Here is a 16,875-nt window from a genome sequence, read left to right on the forward strand (position 1 = left end):
GCGGTCGATCCCTGGCCGAATCGTCCTCGAAACGATCGCGCAGCGCGCCTCACGCGCGTCACGGAAGGCGAGACGCAACGGGGCACTTCTGGTTGGATAGGGCCACCCCCGGAGACAAACCACCGTGCGCCTGCTCATCCAGCACCGGACCCGTTACAACTATCCCCGCCCCGCCTCGCTCGGCCCGCAGCTCATCCGGCTGCGGCCCGCGACGCACGCGAAGGCGAAGATCGAGTCGTACAGCCTGAAGATCGACCCGCCGATCGCGGCGCGCTGGCAGCAGGACCCGTACGGCAACCACGTGGCGCGGGTGCTCTTGCCCGCGGGCGAGCGCGTCCCTCACCTCGACGTCCTGGTCGAGCTCGCGGTCAGCGTGCGCCCCGTGAACCCGTTCGACTTCTTCCTCGACGAGCGCGCGAAGGAGGTCCCGTTCTCGTACCCAGCCGAGCTCAAGCAGGACCTGGCCCCCTTCCTCGACAGCTCCGACCCGTCGTTCGCCCGCGGCCCGCTGCTCGATGAGTTCCTCGCCGGGCTGCCCTCGAAGGGCGACACCGTGTCGCTCCTCGTCGCGCTGAACACCGCCGTGAACCGGCGCATCAAGTACGTCATCCGCGAGGAGGCCGGCATCTGGACGCCGGAGGAGACGCTCGCGCAAGGCCGCGGCAGCTGCCGCGACTCGGCGGTGCTGCTCATCGCGGCGCTCCGGTCGCGCGGGCTCGCCGCGCGCTTCGTGAGCGGCTACCTCGTGCAGCTCACGGACGAGGGGATGATCCCCGACCAGCCGCGCGGCGTGAGCCGCGACGTCGTCGACCTGCACGCGTGGGCCGAGGTCTTCCTCCCCGGCGCAGGCTGGATCGGCCTCGACGCGACGAGCGGCCTGCTCTGCGGCGAAGGCCACATCCCGCTCGCCTGCACCGCCTCGCCCGCGCTCGCGGCGCCGGTCGAGGGCACGAGCGACACACGCGCCACCGACGTGACCTTCGAGATGAAGGTCGGGCGGCTCGGCCACGAGCCGCGCCCCACCACGCCCTACGAGGAGCCCGTGTGGCAGGAGCTCCTGTCGGTGGCCGATCGCGCGGACGAGCGGCTCGCCGCCGCGGGTCTCTCCCTGACCATGGGCGGCGAGCCGACGTTCAACTCGCGCGAGTACCCGGACGCGCCCGAGTGGTCCGAGGGCGCGCTCGGCCCGACGAAGTGGTCGCAAGGGCTCCGGCTCGCGCACGAGCTCCGGCGCCGGATCACGCCGGGCGGCGTCCTGCTGCTCCGCGCCGGCAAGCACTACCCCGGCGAGAGCCTGCCCCGCTGGGCGCTCGAGATCATCGGCCGGCGCGACGGCGTCCCGATCTGGACCGAGATGTCCCAGGCGCGCCACGCCGATCCGGCGACCAGCGCGTCGCGCGGGCGCGGCGTCGAGCTCTCGCGGAGGTTCGCCGACGCGCTCGCGGCGCGGCTCGGGCTGGTCGACTTCCTGATGCCGGCCCTCGAGGACCCCTGGCGCCACCTCCAGGACGAGGCGAGCCTGCCCACCGACGTCGACCCGCTCAAGGCGAACCTCGACGACCCGGAGGAGCGGCGGCGCCTCGCGCGGGTCCTCGATCGCGGGCTCGGGCGCGAGGCCGGCTTCGTCCTGCCCCTCGCGCGCCAGTGGGGGTCGTGGATCAGCGAGCGCTGGGGCTTCCGGCGCGGGCACCTCTTCCTGCTCCCGGGCGACAGCTCCATCGGCCTGCGCCTCCCGCTCCGCTCGCTCGTCGCGGTGGCCCCGCCGCCGCCGATCGAGGAGCTCGTGTCGCCGCAGGACCCGCGGCGCGGCGAGCCCGAGGCCGACGAGGAGGAAGAGCGGCAGCGCCGCGTCGAGCTGCTGGAGGGCGACGGCGACCCGGAGCACGCCGAGACGGCGCGCGCGCGCGCGGCCCAGCGGCACGCCCACGACGGCGAGCGCGCCGCGCATCACGCCCAGCGCGCCGCCCCCGCCGCGGGGCGATCGGGCTACGGCGTGCGCACCGCGCTCTGCGTGGAGACGCGCGACGGCCTCGTCCACGTCTTCCTTCCGCCGCTCCTCTCGCCGGGCGACTTCTTCGACCTCATCGCCGCGATCGACGCGACCCGGCAGGAGACGGGCATCGACGTGCTGCTCGAGGGGTACCCGCCGCCTCCCGGCGCGAACGTGCTCCGCTTCTCGGTGACGCCGGACCCGGGCGTGCTCGAGGTGAACCTGCCGCCCTCCGACGGGGTGCGCGCGTACGCGTCGCTCCTCGAAACGGTGTTCGACGCGTCGCTCCACAGCGGCCTGCACTGCGAGAAATACCTGGTCGACGGGCGCATGGCGGGGAGCGGGGGCGGCCATCACCTCACGTTCGGCGGCCCGACGCCGCTCTCGAGCCCCTTCCTGCGCCGGCCGGATCTGCTGGCCAGCCTGCTCACGTTCAACCAGCACCACCCGTCGCTCTCGTACATGTTCGCCGGCCTCTTCGTCGGCCCGACGTCGCAGGCGCCGCGCGTCGACGAGGCGCGCCACGAGAACCTCTACGAGCTGGAGATCGCGCTCTCGCGCGCGTTCGAGCGCCGGCAGAACGAGCCGGCGTGGCTCTCGGACCTCCTGTTCCGCCACCTGCTCGTGGACATGACGGGCAACACGCACCGCGCCGAGGTGAGCATCGACAAGCTGTTCGATCCGCAGACGGCGCACGGCCGGCAGGGGCTCATCGAGCTGCGCGCCTTCGAGATGCCGCCGCACTTTCGGATGGCGGTCGCCCAGGCGCTCCTCGTCCGCACGCTGCTCGCCTCGTTCGCCGAGGAGCCGTACTCGGGCCGGCTCGTGCGCTGGGGCCAGGCGCTGCACGACCGCTTCCTCTTGCCGTACTACCTGTGGCGCGACTTCGAGGACGTGCTGGATCACCTGAAGCAGCGCGGGCTCGCCCTGCCCGCGGACGCGTACCGGCCGTTCATCGAGCTGCGCTGCCCGGTGGTGGGGACGCTGCACGCCGGCGACGTGGTGCTGGAGGTGCGCAACGCGATCGAGCCGTGGCACGTGCTCGGCGAGGAGCTGACGACGACGGGCACGTCGCGCTACGTGGACTCGTCGATGGAGCGCATCGAGGTGCGCGTGCAGGGGCTCACGCCGGAGCGCCACACGGTGCTCGTGAACGGCCACGTGCTGCCGCTCCGGCCGACGGGGACGGCGGGCGAGCACGTGGGCGGCGTGCGTTTCCGCGCCTGGGCGCCGCCGCACAGCCTGCACGCGCACCTCGGCATCCACCACCCGGTTCACATCGACATCCTGGACACGTGGGGCAAGCGCTCGATCGGCGCGTGCGCCTACCACGTGTGGCACCCCGAGGGCCGCGCCTTCGACGCCGCGCCGCTCACGCGGTTCGAGGCGTCGGCGCGGCGCGCGCAGCGGTTCACGATCGAGGGGCCGACGCCCTGGCCGGTGACCGCGAAGCAGGCGTTCGCCCACGGCGACGCGCCCTGCACGCTGGATCTGCGGCGCTACGCCGTGGACCGGCCGCCGCCCAAGCCGCAGAAGCCCGAAGACGAGGGGTGAGCTGCGGGGCCGCGCTGCGGTGAAACCCAGCGCGGCCGGGGGCTCGCCTGGACGGAGGTCCGTCGCTCACGGTCGAGCCGGGTGTGACACTTTGGCCCAGCGCGCACGCCCGGCGCGCCGCGCGGGAAACCGCGGCGCCGGCGGCGCCGAGCGCCGCCAAGGCCCGCTCCGCTGTGGCGATTTGCCTTCTCGCGGGACCCCCCACCACCGTCGGCCGACGTGCTCGGGTGAGCCGGAAGTCCGGCGCCGAGCTCGCTTTGCGCGGCATAACGGCTCTCCGGGTCTGCGGAACAACAGGTGAGTCGCGTCAGAACGCCGATTGGTACGCCCCCTGCTTGAGTGTTCGATGTCCCCTGCATCGCATGCGGACAGTACACCACGAAGGAGGACAACTCATGTTGCGCAAGGTGCTCGCAGTGCTCTTGGTTTCCACGGTTCCCCTGGCGGCAGGCTGTTTCGTCGACGCGGACGATGACAAGGACGAAGGGGACGACTGCATCACGGCGTGTTCGACGGATCGGGACGATTGCGTCGCTGCATGTGACGACGACGGCGATTGCGTCTCGGCGTGCGAAGAAGAACACGACTGCGACTCGCTCTGCATCTGAGAGCGCCGCGCCGTCGCTGGATCAGGGATGTGGCCCGGGCAGGCGCCGCGAGAGCCTGGCCGCGAGCGACGGGCGTGTGCGGATCACGTGCCGCATCGGCCGGAGCCCGGAAGGGAAGGCGGCCTGGGCGAGCGAGGGCAGGAGCGCTTCATCGACGTTCTTGACGGCGACCACGCGCTCTTCCCTCCGCTCGATCCAGATGAGCTCGCCGTCGCCGGCCCGCCCGAGCCGCGGCTCCTCGCCGGCGATCGGCGAGGCGTCGTGGAGCCGCCACAGCGCGGCCTCGACGCCCGCCGCGGCGCCGGCGTCGTCCCACGCCGACGCCCACGCCGTACCGATCGCGTCCGTCTTCCGATCGCGCACGAACAGGGCGCGATCGCCGTCCCAGGCCGCGGCCAGCGCGCGCATGTCGCCGAGCTCGGGCGCGCCCTCGAGCGGGCGCAGGAGCAGGTACGTGAGCCACTCGCCGAGGGTGTCCCAGTTGAGCCGCTCGAGCCGCTCGTCGAGCGCGGACGGGATCTCGTCGAGTCCGACGCCGACCTCGGGGTCCTGGGCGTCGAGGGTGAGGATCTGCTGGGTGCTCGCAGGCGCCCGCGTGGTGAATAGCGCGTCCTCGCTCGACCAGTCGAACGGCGGGAGCCTGTCGATGAAGGGCGTCGCCGCACTCACCCCGGTCAGGTTGTGGGCGCAGTACTCGAGCCCGAAGCTGTAAGCGAACGATGGATACGCCATGAACAAGAGCGGGAGCTCGCTCCCGGCGAGCAGCTCTTCCCGACGCGCGTGCACCGAGGACAGGAGCGGGCCCCAGTCCACGAGGTGCAGATCGGCGTCGAGGCGCTCCTGCATGATGAAGCGCCCCTCCGCGAGCGTCGCGTCGCCCTCGGTGACCGCCCGCTGCGCGAGGAATGCGTCGCTCGTCAGCGCGTCGTCCTGGTCAGGCGCCAGGTCGAAATGCTGATCCTGGAGCCCGTGCACGTACTCGTGGACGAGGACGGCGTCGTCCACCTCGCCGATGAGCACGATGCCCTCGCTCTCGGGAGAGTACCAGGCAGCGGCCCAGTCCCCCGAGCGAGCCAGCGTCCCCCGCAGGTCCGCGTCGACGGCGAAGAAGCCGAGCCGGCCGTAGGTCGCGGCCATCTCCGCGAGATCGGCCTCCTCAGCGTCGGCCGCGGCGGCCTCCTGATCCGCCTCGTACTCGTCCCGCGATATCGTGGCGACCGGCACGGCGTGGCGGAACGACAGCTCGCGCACCTGCTCGGCGCGCCTCGCGAGCCGGGCGAAGCGGCGCTCCTCCTCGGATGGCTCGTCGCTGCAGCCGGCGACCGTCGGGATGAAGGACAGCCCCACGAGAAGCGCGATGCCATCGAAGAATCGGTTCATGGTGGCCGGGCGCCTAGCACCGCATGTGCCGGGTTCGTCGTCGCAGTATTCCCGGCCGATCCAGGCGGGCCGCAGGCGGCCGCGCCATCGCGCCGTGCGCGGGGCGGGCCGGCGCAGCGCAAGCCGTTGTGCGCTTGCGCAAACGGTCGCGCAATTGCGCAATGGGCCATCCGCTCGACGCGCCGCCGCCCGCCGCCCGCCGCTGCGGTCCGTCCCGGCGGGCGATGGTTGGGGTCGGAGGGGGAGGGGATCAAGCCGCCGAGAGGTAATGGCGCGCGATGAGGTCGTTCTGGAGCCAGAGCAGCTTGTTGAACGCGCGGAGGGTGCGCACCTCGGCTTCCCGGTCGAGGCCCAGCGACAGGATGGTCTGGAGCAGGGCGTCCGACACGAAGCCCATGAGCGCGTTCATCTGCACGAGCGGGACGACGACCTCGGGATTGCCGGCCTTCGTGGTGTGGATTTTCCCCACCATGTCGAGGTAGGCGACCATCTTCGGATCATACGGGTGGGTCACGAGCCGGACGAGGTAGGCCGAGAGGTGCTGCTTGCGGAACTTGATCTGCTCGTGGCCCAGCGTCAGCGACGCCAGGTCGGCCGGGGGCGCCCCCTCGTAGCCGTGCTGCTTCGGCACGAAATGGCGCTTCGTGGCGTCGTAGAGGAACAGCTTCTCGTACACCGCGTCGACGAGCGCCTCGACCCGCGGGGCGAGGTGCGGCGCGGCGCCGTGGATCGCCGCGATGTCCGCCTCGCCGAAGCCGACAAACTCGATGAGGTATCCGAACCGATACTCGAGATCTGACTCCAGACGGCTCTCGTCGATGTGTTTCATCACCACGGTTCTCCTCCGCGTCTTCGCCGGCGGCATGCCGCGAGGCGACGCAGGGTGAAGACACCGGACCAGCTGTCGCCTGTCAAGCCTTGACGTGACGGGTCGCGGCGGCACCGGGCGACAGGGGCGCGCGTCGTCTGCTCGATCACGTCGATCACGTCGATCACGTCGATCACGTCCCCCGCGTCCATCACCGCGAGAGGCCTGCTGCCGTGTCCGCTCGCGAGCGCCCGGCGAGGATCCGACGGCACGAGCCGCTCGCCGGTCGCTGCGCCGGTGTGTAGGGGGAGCTCCGATCTGGAGAGCAGGCAGCGACCGATGGCTGGGCTGTGCCGACGCCCTTATGGCCACGGTTCGGTGGGAGCGCGTTCGGCCGCTCCCACAGCGCAGCGTCAGGAGGAGGTTATGCAGAACACTGGACCGACAGCGGATCCGAGAGGCGCAGGCCCGAAGCCGCCTTTCGAGGGCAAGACACAGGAGCGTCCCGGAATCGAAGGCAGGATGGATCCGAGGCCCGATTACGGCGAATCGTCGTACAAGGGGCTCGGCCGCCTGAAGGACCGCATCGCGCTGATCACGGGAGGGGACAGCGGGATCGGCCGCGCCGTCGCGCTCGCGTTCGCCCGCGAGGGGGCCCACGTGGCGATCTCGTACCTGAGCGAGCACGAGGACGCGAAGGAGACCGCGCGCGTCGTGAAGGAGGCGGGGCGCGAGGCGCTCACGATACCCGGCGACCTGGCCGACGAGGGCCATTGCAGGAAGGTCGTCGAGGAGGCGGCGCGCAAGTTCGGGCGCATCGATATCCTGGTGAACAACGCCGCGGAGCAGGGCAAGGCCGTCGAGCGGTTCGAGGACATCGACGCTGCGCGCGTCGAGCGCACCTTCCGCGTCAACATCCTGGCCATGTTTCACATGGTCCGGTACGCGCTGCCGCACATGAAGGAAGGCGGCTCGATCATCAACGTCGCCTCGATCCAGGCGTACCAGCCGAGCTCGAATATCCTCGATTACGCGTCTACCAAGGGCGCGATCGTCACCTTCAGCAAGGGGCTGGCGCAGGACCTCATCGAGCGTGGCATCCGCGTCAACGCCGTGGCGCCCGGGCCCGTGTGGACGCCGCTCATCCAGCAGTCCTTCGACAAGGAGAAGGTGGCCACCTTCGGCAAGAATCATCCAATGGAGCGCCCGGCACAGCCGGTCGAGCTCGCCCCGGCGTTCGTGTTCCTGGCCTCGAACGAGGCGAGCTACGTCAACGGCGAGGTCCTAGGCGTAACCGGCGGCAAACCCCTTTCCTAGAGCGGGGCGCACCCGCTGCGGATACGGGCCCACCTCGACGTTTTCGGTGCTCCGCGCACAACAGTGCGCTTCCGCGCCGAAAACGCCGATCTGGGCCCGTCTCCTGTGCGGGTGAGCCCCGCGCTGGGGCGGCGGGGGGCGTCAGGGATCGGTGAGCTGCTTCAGGTCGACGCTGACGCCGAGGTGGTGGAGCGCGTCCTCGGGGCGGGTGAAGATGCCCATCGGCTTTGAATAGCCCTTCGAAAGCCGCCCGAGCTGGAGCACCCCGGTCGCGCTCTTCAGGAGGACCGCGGTCCTCTTGAAACCTTCCGTCAGCCGCGTGTGACAGTGAGCGAACGCATTCTCGAACCCGTCGTCGTTGCGCAGCGGTGCATCTCGGGCGTCGACGAGCAGGAGCGTGCGCCGCCTGGCGATCGCCTCGAGCGACCGATTGATGCGGTCGAAGCTCAGCTCGATCGCCGCGATGCTCGGATAGTTCAGCGAATATCGCTTGATGAGCACGAGCTGCTGAGCGGGGTCGTGATGGACGGCCGTGTACGGGTCCCGCTCGATCTCGCGCAATCCGAGGAAGGCCACGACGGAATGGTATGCCCGTTCGCCCGGGGCGTCGACCCCGGCGGCGCCGCGCGGCATGGCGGCCCGCGGCGGCTCACCCGTCACTCGCAATCCGCACCGCACTTCGCCTCTTCGCACGCGAAGACCGCCCCGGCGGTCTGCACGCCGTCCGCGTGCATCGCCGCGCACGCTTCCTGGCAACCATCTCCGTCCGCACGGCACAACTCCACGCACGCGAGCAGCGCCCTGCACGACGGGTCGGCGACGCACGCGTTCATCTCGGCGGCGCACCCCGTGAACCGGCACGACGCGCAGGGGGACAACGCGTCTCGCGACGGGCATTGCGCCCTGCACAGCTCGGACGCGCAGCCGCCTTCGAGGAAGATGCCCGAGATGCCCGCCCGGTGCGCCGTCATGCACGCCTGCTTGCAAGCGACGTCCTCCGCCGCGCAGCCGAGGAGGCAGTTGCCCAGCGCGGCGCACTCCGTGCTCCGCTGGCACGCGCAATAGCTCTCCTGACAGCGCAGGGCGAGGCAGGTCGTGCACGGATCGCCGATCGACGCGCAATCGTAGACAGCCTCTCCCCCCGCGCCGCCGCCGGCCGTCGTGGAGCTCGCCGCCCCGCCAGCGCCGCCAGCGCCAGCGCCGCCAGTGCCGCCCGCGCCCCCGCCAGCGCCGCCCATGCCGGCTCCGCCGGAGCCGCCCAGGCCGGCGCTGCCGGCGCTGCCCGTCCCGGGGCTGCCGCCGGTCGAGCTGCAGGCCGCCGCCAGGAGCGCCGCTGCGGCGCACGTCTGCCAGGAAGAGAAGGCCATGGTCGACGCTACCGCGAAGGCCGCCGGCGGCTCAAGGTGAGGCGAGGAGCGAGCGCGCACCGATGCTACGGTGCCCGGCCGAGGAACCGCGCCATGATCGCCATCGTCAATCCAGAGCTGGATCGCTACGTTCACGACCACTCCGAGCCGCCTCCCGCGCTCCTCGACGAGCTGCGCGAGTTCACCCTCGCCCATGAGCCGAGGGCGGTCATGCAGGTCGGGCGGGTCGAAGGCGCCCTGCTCAGGATGCTGGTCGCGCTCATTCAGGCGCGCCGGGTGCTCGAGATCGGCACGTTCACCGGTTACTCGGCGCTCAGCATGGCCGAGGCGCTCCCGCCGGACGGCGAGCTCATCACGTGCGATCGCGACCCCGAAGTGGCCCGCATCGCCCGATCGTTCTTCGACCGCAGCGAGCACGGCGGGAAGATCCGGATCGCGCTCGGCGACGCGCTCGCCACCCTCCGCGCCATGCCGGCGAGCCCGGCCTTCGATCTCGTGTTCATCGACGCCGACAAGGAGCGGTATCCGGCCTACTACGAGGAGGCCCTCCCGCGCCTCCGCCGCGGCGGGCTGATCGTCGCCGACAACACCCTCTGGAGCGGCGAGGTCCTCGCCCCCGAGAGCGCCGACGGCCGCGCCATCGCCGCCTTCAACGATCTCGTCTTCCGCGATCCCCGGGTCGAGAAGGTCATGCTCACCGTGCGCGACGGGGTGACGCTCGCGCGCAAGCGCTGAAGGCCGGGCGCGCGCGGGCGTGCGGCAGCGCGCCGCGAGCGCCGGCGGCGCGTCCGAAATCCTGGCAGGATCCCGGGCGCGCGGCGCTAGAGTCGCGCCAGCATGCTGCTCGCCATCGACGTCGGGAACACCAACATCAGCTTCGGGGTGCTGGAGGGCGAGGTGCTCCAGCACCACCTGCGCTGCGAGAGCGCGCGCTCCCGCACCGCGGACGAGTACGCCGTGCTCGTCCGGCAGATGCTCGATCTCCGCCGCGTCGACCTCGCCCGCATCGACAGCGCGATCGTCGCGAGCGTCGTGCCGACGCTGACCGACACGATGGTGGGCCTCGTCGAGCGGGCGTTCGGGATCGAGCCGCTCGTCGTGGGGCCTGGCATCAAGACCGGGATGGCCATCCTCTACGAGAACCCGCGCGAGGTCGGCGCCGATCGGATCGTCAACGCGGTCGCGGCGCACGAGTGGGTGCGGCGGCAACCCGAGCCCGCGCCCCGCGCCGCGCCGGCGCGAGCGCACGCGGCCGAGCCCGACCGGGGTGATCACCCCGCCGGCGCCATCGTCGTCGACTTCGGCACGGCGACGACGTTCGACTGCGTGACCCCGAAGGGCGAGTACCTGGGCGGCGTCATCGCGCCGGGCATCCAGATCAGCGCCGAGGCGCTCTTCTCCCGCGCCGCGCGGCTGTCCCGCGTCGAGATCGCGCTCCCGCCCCGGGTCGTCGGCCGCAACCCCGTCCACTCGATGCAGTCGGGCATCGTGTACGGCTACGCGGGGCTCGTCGACGGGCTCGTGGGCCGCCTCCGGCGGGAGCTCGGCTACCCGTGCCGCGTCATCGCCACCGGCGGCCTGGCGCGGCTCATCGCGCCGCAGACCGAGACCATCGAGGCGGTCGACGACGACCTGACGCTCAGCGGGCTGCGCCTCATCTACGAGCGGAACGCCGAGCGCAACAGCGGGCCCGCCACCCTGCCGCCCGCGGCGCGCGGAGGCGGCCAGGATTGACGTCGCCCGTGTCCGGCCGCGCCCCGCGCCGAGCGAGCGCGCCCTCCTTCCCGGCGCCGCCCGCGCCCGGCCGGGGCCTCCGCCGCGCGCTCGTCCTCGCCGCGGCGCCCGCGGCGCTCGTGCTCTCGCTCCTCCTCGCCGTGATCCTCGGCGCCGAGCCCGTCTCGATCGCGCGCGCCGTCGCCGAGCCCGGCCTCGACCGGACCCTGCTCATCGACGTGCGCCTGCCGCGCGTGCTCCTCGCGGCCGTCTCCGGCGCGGGCCTCGCGGCGGTGGGCGCCGCGTTCCAGGCGCTGCTCAGGAACCCGCTGGCCGAGCCGTACGTGCTGGGCGTCTCCGGCGGCTCCGCGCTCGGCGCCGCGGTCGCGATCGCGCTCGGCATCGGCGCGACGACCGTCCTCGGCGCGACGCTCCTGCCCGCGGCGGCGCTCGCCGGCGGCCTCGTCGCGACGCTGCTCGTCTACGCCATCGCTCGCGGCGCGGCCGAGGGCACCTCCGGCGCCTCGATGCTCCTCGCCGGCGTCATCGTGAACTCCATCGCGGCGGGCCTCATCTCCTTCCTCAAGACGCTCGTCTCCCCCTCGCGCGCCCAGCAGCTGCTCCGGTGGCTCATCGGCTTCGTCGAGCTGCCCACGACCTCGGCCCTCCTCGGCGTCGCCGCGTACGTCGCCGCAGGCTGCGCCGTGCTCCTCGCCGACGCCGCGCGGCTGAACCTCCTCTCGCTCGGCGACGAGTCGGCAGGGACCCTGGGTGTCGACGTCCGCGCCGTCGAGCGCCGCGTCTTCCTCGCGTCCTCGTGCGTCGTCGGCGCGATCGTCAGCCGCACCGGCCTCATCGGCTTCGTCGGGCTCATCGTCCCGCACGCGATCCGCCGGCTCTGCGGCGCGGATCACCGGCGGCTCTTGCCGCTGTCGCTCGTGGCCGGCGCGGTCCTGCTCACCACGTGCGACCTCGTCGCGCGGCTCCTGTTCCGGTGGCTCGGCACGGAGCCGCCCGTGGGCGCGGTGACCGCGGTGCTCGGCGGGCCGATGTTCCTCGTGCTGCTGCGGCGCTCGCCGCGCCTGTGAGGGCGCGGGCGCGTCAGGTCATGCCGAGGAGCTTGTTCATGCTGGCCTCGTCCGCCGGCGTGAACGGGTAGCGATCGAACTCGGCGCTCGTGACCCACCGGAACGCGTTCACGGCCAGCGAGGCGAGCTCGCCGCTCTTGATGTGGCACTCGTAGAGGTACAGGTCGACGACGTAGCGCTCGTAGGGGTGGCTCACGAACGAGATCAGCTGGCCCACCTCGATCTCGACGCCGAGCCGGTGGCGGACCTCGCGCTTCAGCGCCGCCGCGTCCGTCTCGGTCTCCTCCACGCGCCCCCCGGGGAACTCCCAGAGCATCGGGAGCACGGCGGTCGGGCGGCGCTGGGTGATGAGGTACCGGCCGTCCTGTTCAATCACGGCGGCGACCACGCGGATGGTGCGGACCATTTCCATGGCGAGTGCCTCAGGGCTGCTGAGCGTACGATGGGGCGTCGGGTTGTGCGAGCGGGACGGTCGCGCCCTCGGGACGACGGCGGCGCGCCCTCAGACGTTGATGCGGAACAGCTGCTGACCCATGAGCAGGATGTCGCCGCCCGTGATCTCGGTCTCGCCGAGGACGCGGAGGAAGGTGCCGTTCGAGCTGCCGAGGTCCGTGAGGAACAGCCGGCCGCCCTGGAGCGAGATCTGGCAGTGGAGCCCGGAGACGTAGCCGTCCTCGGGGAAGAGGATGTCGCCGCGCTCGCGCCCGAGGTGCAGGCCGGTGTCGGGGACCGGGAACGCGTTGCCGGTCGCGTCCCTTCCGATGATGAGGGCCAGCCGCGCGACGTAGCCCTTCGAGGGGCTGCCGAGCCGCTCGACGCCGTCGGGCGTCGTGGGCGCCGGGGAGAGCGGCTCGACGCGGACGATCTCCTGGCCGATGCGGAAGACGTCGCCGTTGTCGAGCTGCACCGGCGTGTCCCTGCGCAGCCTGCGGTAGACGCCGTTCAGCGAGCCCTCGTCCTTGACGAAGAGCCGCCCGCCCTTGATCGAGAACGTCGCGTGGCGCGGCGAGAGGTAGCTGTCGCCGCCGAAGATCGTGCCCGAGTCGCGCCCGATCAACGTGGGGTTCGTGGGCAGCGTGTACGAGCCGGCCTCGGTGCCGTCGGCCCGGAGCGCCGTCAGCACGACGTTCGCGGCGCCCGACGTGGAGACGACCGGCGTGGAGGGCTGCGCGGCCTGGCCCGCCGGCTTGACGAGCTTGAAGCCGCACAGCGCGCAGAACTTGTTCGACGGCGGGTTGGGCTCCTGGCACTGGGGGCAGACGACCGTCCCCGCGCCGGCCGCCGCTGCCGGCGTCGCGGGCGCTGCCGCGGCCGCCGCGGCCTTCTTGCCGGCGCCGGTGTCCTCCCCGCGGGCCGGGGCGATGAACGCCGCGGGATCGACGAGCGCGGGCGGCGGGGGCGCGACCGCGGGGCCCTTCTGGGCGCCGGTGCCGATGGCGGTCGGCTCATCGCCGTAGTCCTTCGCCCGCGTCGCCGCCGGCACGCCGTGGGGCGGGGTGCCGGCCGCGAACTTCTTGGGCGAAACGTCGCGAGGCAGCTCGGCGCCGCAGCCGAGGCAGAACTTGTAATGGTCCTGATTTTCCTTGGAGCACTTCGGGCAGGTGATCACCACGCCTCCTCACAACGAGCGACCGGACTGGATCCCAGGGCGAACGGCGGCGGGAGCATATTCGCCGCGGCGCCCCTCTGTCGACTGTCTGTCGCTCCTCCGCCTCCCCGCGGGGGGTTGCGCGCCGCCGTCCGCCCGCCCGCCGGGGCGATCCCGCCCGGAAAACCGCGGCTCGCCGGCGCGGGCTGCCGCGGTTTGCCGGACGCGGGCGGTCGCGGCTCGCCGGGCCTGGGCGGCCAGGCTTGCAGGGCTCGTCGGGCGCCGGCGGCGTGGCTCACTTGGACAGGAGCGCGAGCGCGTCGCGTACGAGGTCGCCGAGCGGGGCGCTGTCGACGCGCGCGCCGAGGGCTGTGACGGCGCGCTCCGCCTCGGCAGGGCGGTAGCCCATGCGGGTGAGCGCGCTGTGGAGGAGGTCCTGCTTGGCGTCGGCGGCTGCGGGCGGAGGGGCCGCGGCGGAGAGCGGGGCCGAGGGGAGGTGGACGAGCTTGTCCTTCAGCTCGAGGACGAGGCGCTCGGCGGTCTTCTTGCCGACGCCGGGGATGGCGGTGAGGCGCGCGGTCTCCCGGCGGGTGATCACCGCGGCGAGCTCCCCCGCGCCGAGCGCGCTGAGGATGGCCATCGCGATCTTCGGGCCGATGCTGGAGATGCCGATGAGCACGCGGAAGGCCGCCCGGTCCTCGCGCGTCGCGAAGCCGTACAGGAGGAGCGCGTCCTCGCGCACGTGGGTGTGGACGAACAGGGTGATCGCGTCCGAGCCGGCCTTCGCGTTCGCGGCGATGCCGCGCGCGCGCCCCACGGCCCCGAGCGGGACGGTCACCTCGTAGCCGACCCCGCTGACGTCGAGGACGACCGTGCCCTCGTCGCCTTCTTCAACGACGTGGCCGGAGAGCCGGCCGATCAATTGACCTTGGCCCCTTGCTGGATCCACCTGCGGATGGCGTCGCGCTCCACGGAGGGCAGGGGGTCGCCGCCAAAGGGCATCGGGTCGCCGCAGCCGTCGGGAGCGCACTCGAGGTCCCCGCAGCTCAGGGTGTCGTCGAGCTTGTGCAGGAGGAAGCTGTTCGCGGGGTCGCCGGCCGTGATCCGCGGCATCCCGGAGGGCGCCCTCGACGCGGCGCCGACGTTCTGGGCCACGATCGCGTCGATCTGCGCCTGCGTGGCCTGCTCGCTCAGCGGCGGGCCGAGGTACGCGAACCCGGCCGAGCCGGCCTCGGCGCCGTGGCATGTCGAGCTGAACGAGCAGGACCGCTGGAAGATGGGGAGGACCTCGGCCGAGAAGCTCACCTCGGGCGTGGCGCCGTCGAACTTGCTGTAGTCGAAGCACTCCGTCGCCGCGGGGCCGTCATCGCCGCAGCCGGCGCCGGCGCAGGCCGTCGCGACAAGGAAAATCAGGAAGAATTTCCGCACGTTCACCCCTCGCACCCAGATGTCGGGGTGGGACCCTAGCAGAACTGCGCGCGCTCCGTAACGCGTGACGTCGCGCCGCCCACCTCGGGTCGCGCGGGTCGTTCCGGCGCGCGCGGCGCGTCGCGCCGTTGCGGGGCGCACCGCCGGGGCGCGGAGATCGCCGCGCGTTTGGCCGGCCGGCGCGGCGGCGGGTAGGCTGGGCGTCCCATGAGGATTGGCCTGGGCATCGGCGCGATGGCGCTCGCGCTCGCCGCGCTCAACGTCGGTTGCGGCGGAGGGCAGGACGCTGTCGAACGACAGCTCTCCGAGCTGCGCGCGGAGCTCGTCAGGGTGCGCGCGGAGAACGCGGTGCTCACGGATCGGGTGGGCTCGCTGGAGCGCTCGCGGGGCGGCGTCCGCAGCGCGGCGCGCCCTGGCGAGGCCGGGGCGCGCGCCGTGCCCCCGGAGGAGCCCGACAGGCCTGACCTCGAGGTGGTGCGGCTCGCGCCGGAGGACGACGGCGCGCGGCCGCCCGTGCTCCGCTCGACCGCGAACGGCGTCGTGATCGAAGAGCCCCCGAGCGGATCGCCGCCGCCGAGCCCGCCACCCTCACCCCCGTCGAGGCGCAAGCGATGAAGTTCCCCCCGAAGGCAACGCTGGTCCTGGTCTCCCTGGCGCTCGTCGCGGCGCCGCCGCTGGCGCGCGCTCAGGATCAGCAGGGCGGCGAAGAGGGCGCCGGCCAGGGGCCGGGCGTCACCGTGGTCCAGCTCCCGAGGGGCGAGCCGACCGTCGAGACGCAGGTCGTTGTGCCGGGTTATCCGCAGCCCGGGTTCGATCCGAACGCCCACCTGCCCTCGAGCTCGCGGGGCACGACGGACACGTCGCGCCCGTCGGACGGCTTCGATCTGGGCCGCCGCAGCGAGGGCCCCGCCTCGGTGAAGGGCGGCGCGAACGGCAGCTACGTCGTCGAGGGGCAGTTCGTGCCCGAGTCGCACTCGGTGCGGCGCGGCGACACGCTCTGGGACATCTCGGGCAGGTACTACACGAACCCCTATGCGTGGCCGCAGGTCTGGGCGCTGAACCCGCAGCTCCAGAACCCGCACTGGATCTACCCGGGCGACCGGATCCGGCTCCGCGACCCGAGCGAGGGCCCGACCCGCGGCAGCATCGGGTTCGGCGCGAACCAGCTGGGGCGCGGGGGGCGGGTGCCGTCGAAGACGATCTTCCTGCGCGAGCTCGGCTGGGTCGACGACGTGAAGAAGGACACGTGGGGGGAGCTCGTCGCGAGCCCCGACGACCAGATGCTCCTCAGCGAGGGCGACGACGTCTACCTCCGCCTCTCGGACGATCACGACGTCTCGATCGGCCAGGAGCTGACGATCTTCCGCGAGATCAAGAAGGTGAAGAGCGGGGACGTGAAGGGCGAGCTCGTGACGGTGCGCGGCACGGCGCGCGTGGATCGTTACAACCCGAAGACGCACATGGTGCGCGCGCGGCTCATCGAGTCGCTCGACGTGGTCGAGCGCACGGACAGGGTCGGCGCGGTGCTGCGGCGCCTCGACGTGGTGCCGCCGGTGGGCGCCGAGGCGGATCTCGAGGCGAGGATCATCGCGGCCGTCTATCCCTACCAGCTCGTCGGGCAGAACCAGGTGGTGTTCATCGACAAGGGCGAGAAGGACGGCGTGAAGCCGGGGCAGCGCTTCTTCGCGGTCCGGCGGGGCGACCGCTGGCTGCAGCAGATCGGCGGCGCGGGCAGGCTGGCGACGGTCCGGCCGCGGCTGCAGGACGAGCGCCCGGCGCAGGTCGACGATCCGAAGTTCGGCGTCGACGAGGAGCTGCTGCCGGACGAGACCTACGCCGAGCTGCGGGTCGTGCATGTGCGCGAGCGCACGGCTGCGGCGCTCGTGACCCACGCGATGTACGAGGTCGAGCGGGACGCGGTGCTGGTCTCGCGCAAGGGCCTCTGATGATCGGCCGTCTACGGCTTTTCACGGCCGGGGTGGACGAGTTCACGGGCCCGCATCCGATTGCGTGAGCGGGCCAACGTGCGGAAAG

At 72.5% G+C, this 16,875-nt stretch carries 16 protein-coding genes; 8 read left to right on the plus strand and 8 right to left on the minus strand.

Going from position 1 to position 16,875, the window contains the following annotated elements; genetic code table 11:
- The first annotated feature begins 124 nt into the window (after positions 1–124).
- Positions 125–3,544: a transglutaminase family protein gene (locus tag POL72_RS21475; protein ID WP_272097370.1), complete on the plus strand. Its 3,420-nt coding sequence runs from the start codon at positions 125–127 to the stop codon at positions 3,542–3,544.
- A gap of 395 nt (positions 3,545–3,939) precedes the next feature.
- Positions 3,940–4,152 (plus strand): hypothetical protein, encoded by a 213-nt coding sequence (locus tag POL72_RS21480; RefSeq protein ID WP_272097371.1) that lies wholly within the window; start codon positions 3,940–3,942, stop codon positions 4,150–4,152.
- A gap of 21 nt (positions 4,153–4,173) precedes the next feature.
- Here POL72_RS21480 and POL72_RS21485 read toward each other — a convergent pair whose 3' ends face one another.
- Both POL72_RS21485 and POL72_RS21490 read right to left on the minus strand, forming a co-directional pair.
- Positions 4,174–5,532 (minus strand): hypothetical protein, encoded by a 1,359-nt coding sequence (locus tag POL72_RS21485; protein WP_272097372.1) that lies wholly within the window; start codon positions 5,530–5,532, stop codon positions 4,174–4,176.
- A 250-nt stretch (positions 5,533–5,782) separates the two neighbouring features.
- Complete coding sequence (locus POL72_RS21490) at positions 5,783–6,361, minus strand: protoglobin family protein (RefSeq protein WP_272097373.1); 579 nt, start codon at positions 6,359–6,361, stop codon at positions 5,783–5,785.
- A 501-nt stretch (positions 6,362–6,862) separates the two neighbouring features.
- Between POL72_RS21490 and POL72_RS21495 the strand changes: the two genes are divergently transcribed.
- Positions 6,863–7,657, plus strand: a complete 795-nt coding sequence (locus tag POL72_RS21495; RefSeq protein ID WP_276596855.1) for an SDR family oxidoreductase — start codon at positions 6,863–6,865, stop codon at positions 7,655–7,657.
- 141 nt (positions 7,658–7,798) lie between these two features.
- Here the strand turns inward: POL72_RS21495 and POL72_RS21500 are convergent, their stop codons facing one another.
- Positions 7,799–8,233, minus strand: a complete 435-nt coding sequence (locus POL72_RS21500) for a hypothetical protein (RefSeq protein WP_272097375.1) — start codon at positions 8,231–8,233, stop codon at positions 7,799–7,801.
- Between the two features lie 80 nt (positions 8,234–8,313).
- Positions 8,314–9,024 (minus strand): hypothetical protein, encoded by a 711-nt coding sequence (locus tag POL72_RS21505; protein WP_272097376.1) that lies wholly within the window; start codon positions 9,022–9,024, stop codon positions 8,314–8,316.
- Between the two features lie 93 nt (positions 9,025–9,117).
- Between POL72_RS21505 and POL72_RS21510 the strand changes: the two genes are divergently transcribed.
- The 3 genes from POL72_RS21510 to POL72_RS21520 all read left to right on the plus strand — a co-directional run bounded on the left by POL72_RS21510 (position 9,118) and on the right by POL72_RS21520 (position 11,825).
- Positions 9,118–9,759 (plus strand): O-methyltransferase, encoded by a 642-nt coding sequence (locus tag POL72_RS21510; RefSeq protein WP_272097377.1) that lies wholly within the window; start codon positions 9,118–9,120, stop codon positions 9,757–9,759.
- Positions 9,760–9,861: 102 nt separating this feature from the next.
- Entirely contained in the window at positions 9,862–10,758 is an 897-nt protein-coding gene (locus tag POL72_RS21515; RefSeq protein WP_272097378.1) for a type III pantothenate kinase, read from the plus strand.
- Complete coding sequence (locus POL72_RS21520; RefSeq protein WP_272097379.1) at positions 10,755–11,825, plus strand: FecCD family ABC transporter permease; 1,071 nt, start codon at positions 10,755–10,757, stop codon at positions 11,823–11,825. The genes POL72_RS21515 and POL72_RS21520 overlap by 4 nt, the downstream gene beginning before the upstream one ends.
- A 13-nt stretch (positions 11,826–11,838) precedes the next feature.
- Here the strand turns inward: POL72_RS21520 and POL72_RS21525 are convergent, their stop codons facing one another.
- The 4 genes from POL72_RS21525 to POL72_RS21540 all read right to left on the minus strand — a co-directional run bounded on the left by POL72_RS21525 (position 11,839) and on the right by POL72_RS21540 (position 14,847).
- Positions 11,839–12,237, minus strand: coding sequence for a (deoxy)nucleoside triphosphate pyrophosphohydrolase (locus POL72_RS21525; RefSeq protein WP_272097380.1), 399 nt, complete (start codon positions 12,235–12,237; stop codon positions 11,839–11,841).
- A gap of 90 nt (positions 12,238–12,327) precedes the next feature.
- On the minus strand, positions 12,328–13,434 hold the full coding sequence (locus tag POL72_RS51275; protein WP_272097381.1) for a double zinc ribbon and FHA domain-containing protein: 1,107 nt from the start codon (positions 13,432–13,434) through the stop codon (positions 12,328–12,330).
- 274 nt (positions 13,435–13,708) lie between these two features.
- Positions 13,709–14,335 carry a Holliday junction branch migration protein RuvA gene (gene ruvA, locus POL72_RS21535; protein WP_272097382.1) on the minus strand — a complete coding sequence of 209 codons (627 nt, stop codon included), beginning with the start codon at positions 14,333–14,335 and terminating at the stop codon, positions 13,709–13,711.
- Positions 14,332–14,847 (minus strand): hypothetical protein, encoded by a 516-nt coding sequence (locus POL72_RS21540; RefSeq protein WP_272097383.1) that lies wholly within the window; start codon positions 14,845–14,847, stop codon positions 14,332–14,334. Before POL72_RS21540 ends, ruvA begins: the two co-directional genes overlap by 4 nt.
- A 201-nt stretch (positions 14,848–15,048) precedes the next feature.
- Between POL72_RS21540 and POL72_RS21545 the strand changes: the two genes are divergently transcribed.
- Both POL72_RS21545 and POL72_RS21550 read left to right on the plus strand, forming a co-directional pair.
- Positions 15,049–15,456: a hypothetical protein gene (locus POL72_RS21545; RefSeq protein ID WP_272097384.1), complete on the plus strand. Its 408-nt coding sequence runs from the start codon at positions 15,049–15,051 to the stop codon at positions 15,454–15,456.
- The gene (locus tag POL72_RS21550) at positions 15,453–16,787 is read left to right on the plus strand and encodes a LysM peptidoglycan-binding domain-containing protein (RefSeq protein ID WP_272097385.1); all 1,335 of its coding nucleotides are present in this window, start codon (positions 15,453–15,455) and stop codon (positions 16,785–16,787) included. Before POL72_RS21545 ends, POL72_RS21550 begins: the two co-directional genes overlap by 4 nt.
- Positions 16,788–16,875 lie beyond the last annotated feature (88 nt).

The sequence above is a fragment of the Sorangium aterium genome, assembly GCF_028368935.1.
GTDB lineage: Bacteria > Myxococcota_A > Polyangia > Polyangiales > Polyangiaceae > Sorangium > Sorangium atrum.

Excerpts from the sequence above, each read along its gene's own strand:
- POL72_RS21480 (WP_272097371.1), top strand. The coding sequence starts at position 3,940 with ATGTTGCGCAAGGTGCTCGCAGTGCTCTTGGTTTCCACGGTTCCCCTG.
- POL72_RS21485 (WP_272097372.1), bottom strand. The coding sequence starts at position 5,532 with ATGAACCGATTCTTCGATGGCATCGCGCTTCTCGTGGGGCTGTCCTTC.
- POL72_RS21490 (WP_272097373.1), bottom strand. The coding sequence starts at position 6,361 with ATGAAACACATCGACGAGAGCCGTCTGGAGTCAGATCTCGAGTATCGG.
- POL72_RS21495 (WP_276596855.1), top strand. The coding sequence starts at position 6,863 with ATGGATCCGAGGCCCGATTACGGCGAATCGTCGTACAAGGGGCTCGGC.
- POL72_RS21505 (WP_272097376.1), bottom strand. The coding sequence starts at position 9,024 with ATGGCCTTCTCTTCCTGGCAGACGTGCGCCGCAGCGGCGCTCCTGGCG.
- POL72_RS21510 (WP_272097377.1), top strand. The coding sequence starts at position 9,118 with ATGATCGCCATCGTCAATCCAGAGCTGGATCGCTACGTTCACGACCAC.
- POL72_RS21515 (WP_272097378.1), top strand. The coding sequence starts at position 9,862 with ATGCTGCTCGCCATCGACGTCGGGAACACCAACATCAGCTTCGGGGTG.
- POL72_RS21525 (WP_272097380.1), bottom strand. The coding sequence starts at position 12,237 with ATGGAAATGGTCCGCACCATCCGCGTGGTCGCCGCCGTGATTGAACAG.
- POL72_RS21545 (WP_272097384.1), top strand. The coding sequence starts at position 15,049 with ATGAGGATTGGCCTGGGCATCGGCGCGATGGCGCTCGCGCTCGCCGCG.
- POL72_RS21550 (WP_272097385.1), top strand. The coding sequence starts at position 15,453 with ATGAAGTTCCCCCCGAAGGCAACGCTGGTCCTGGTCTCCCTGGCGCTC.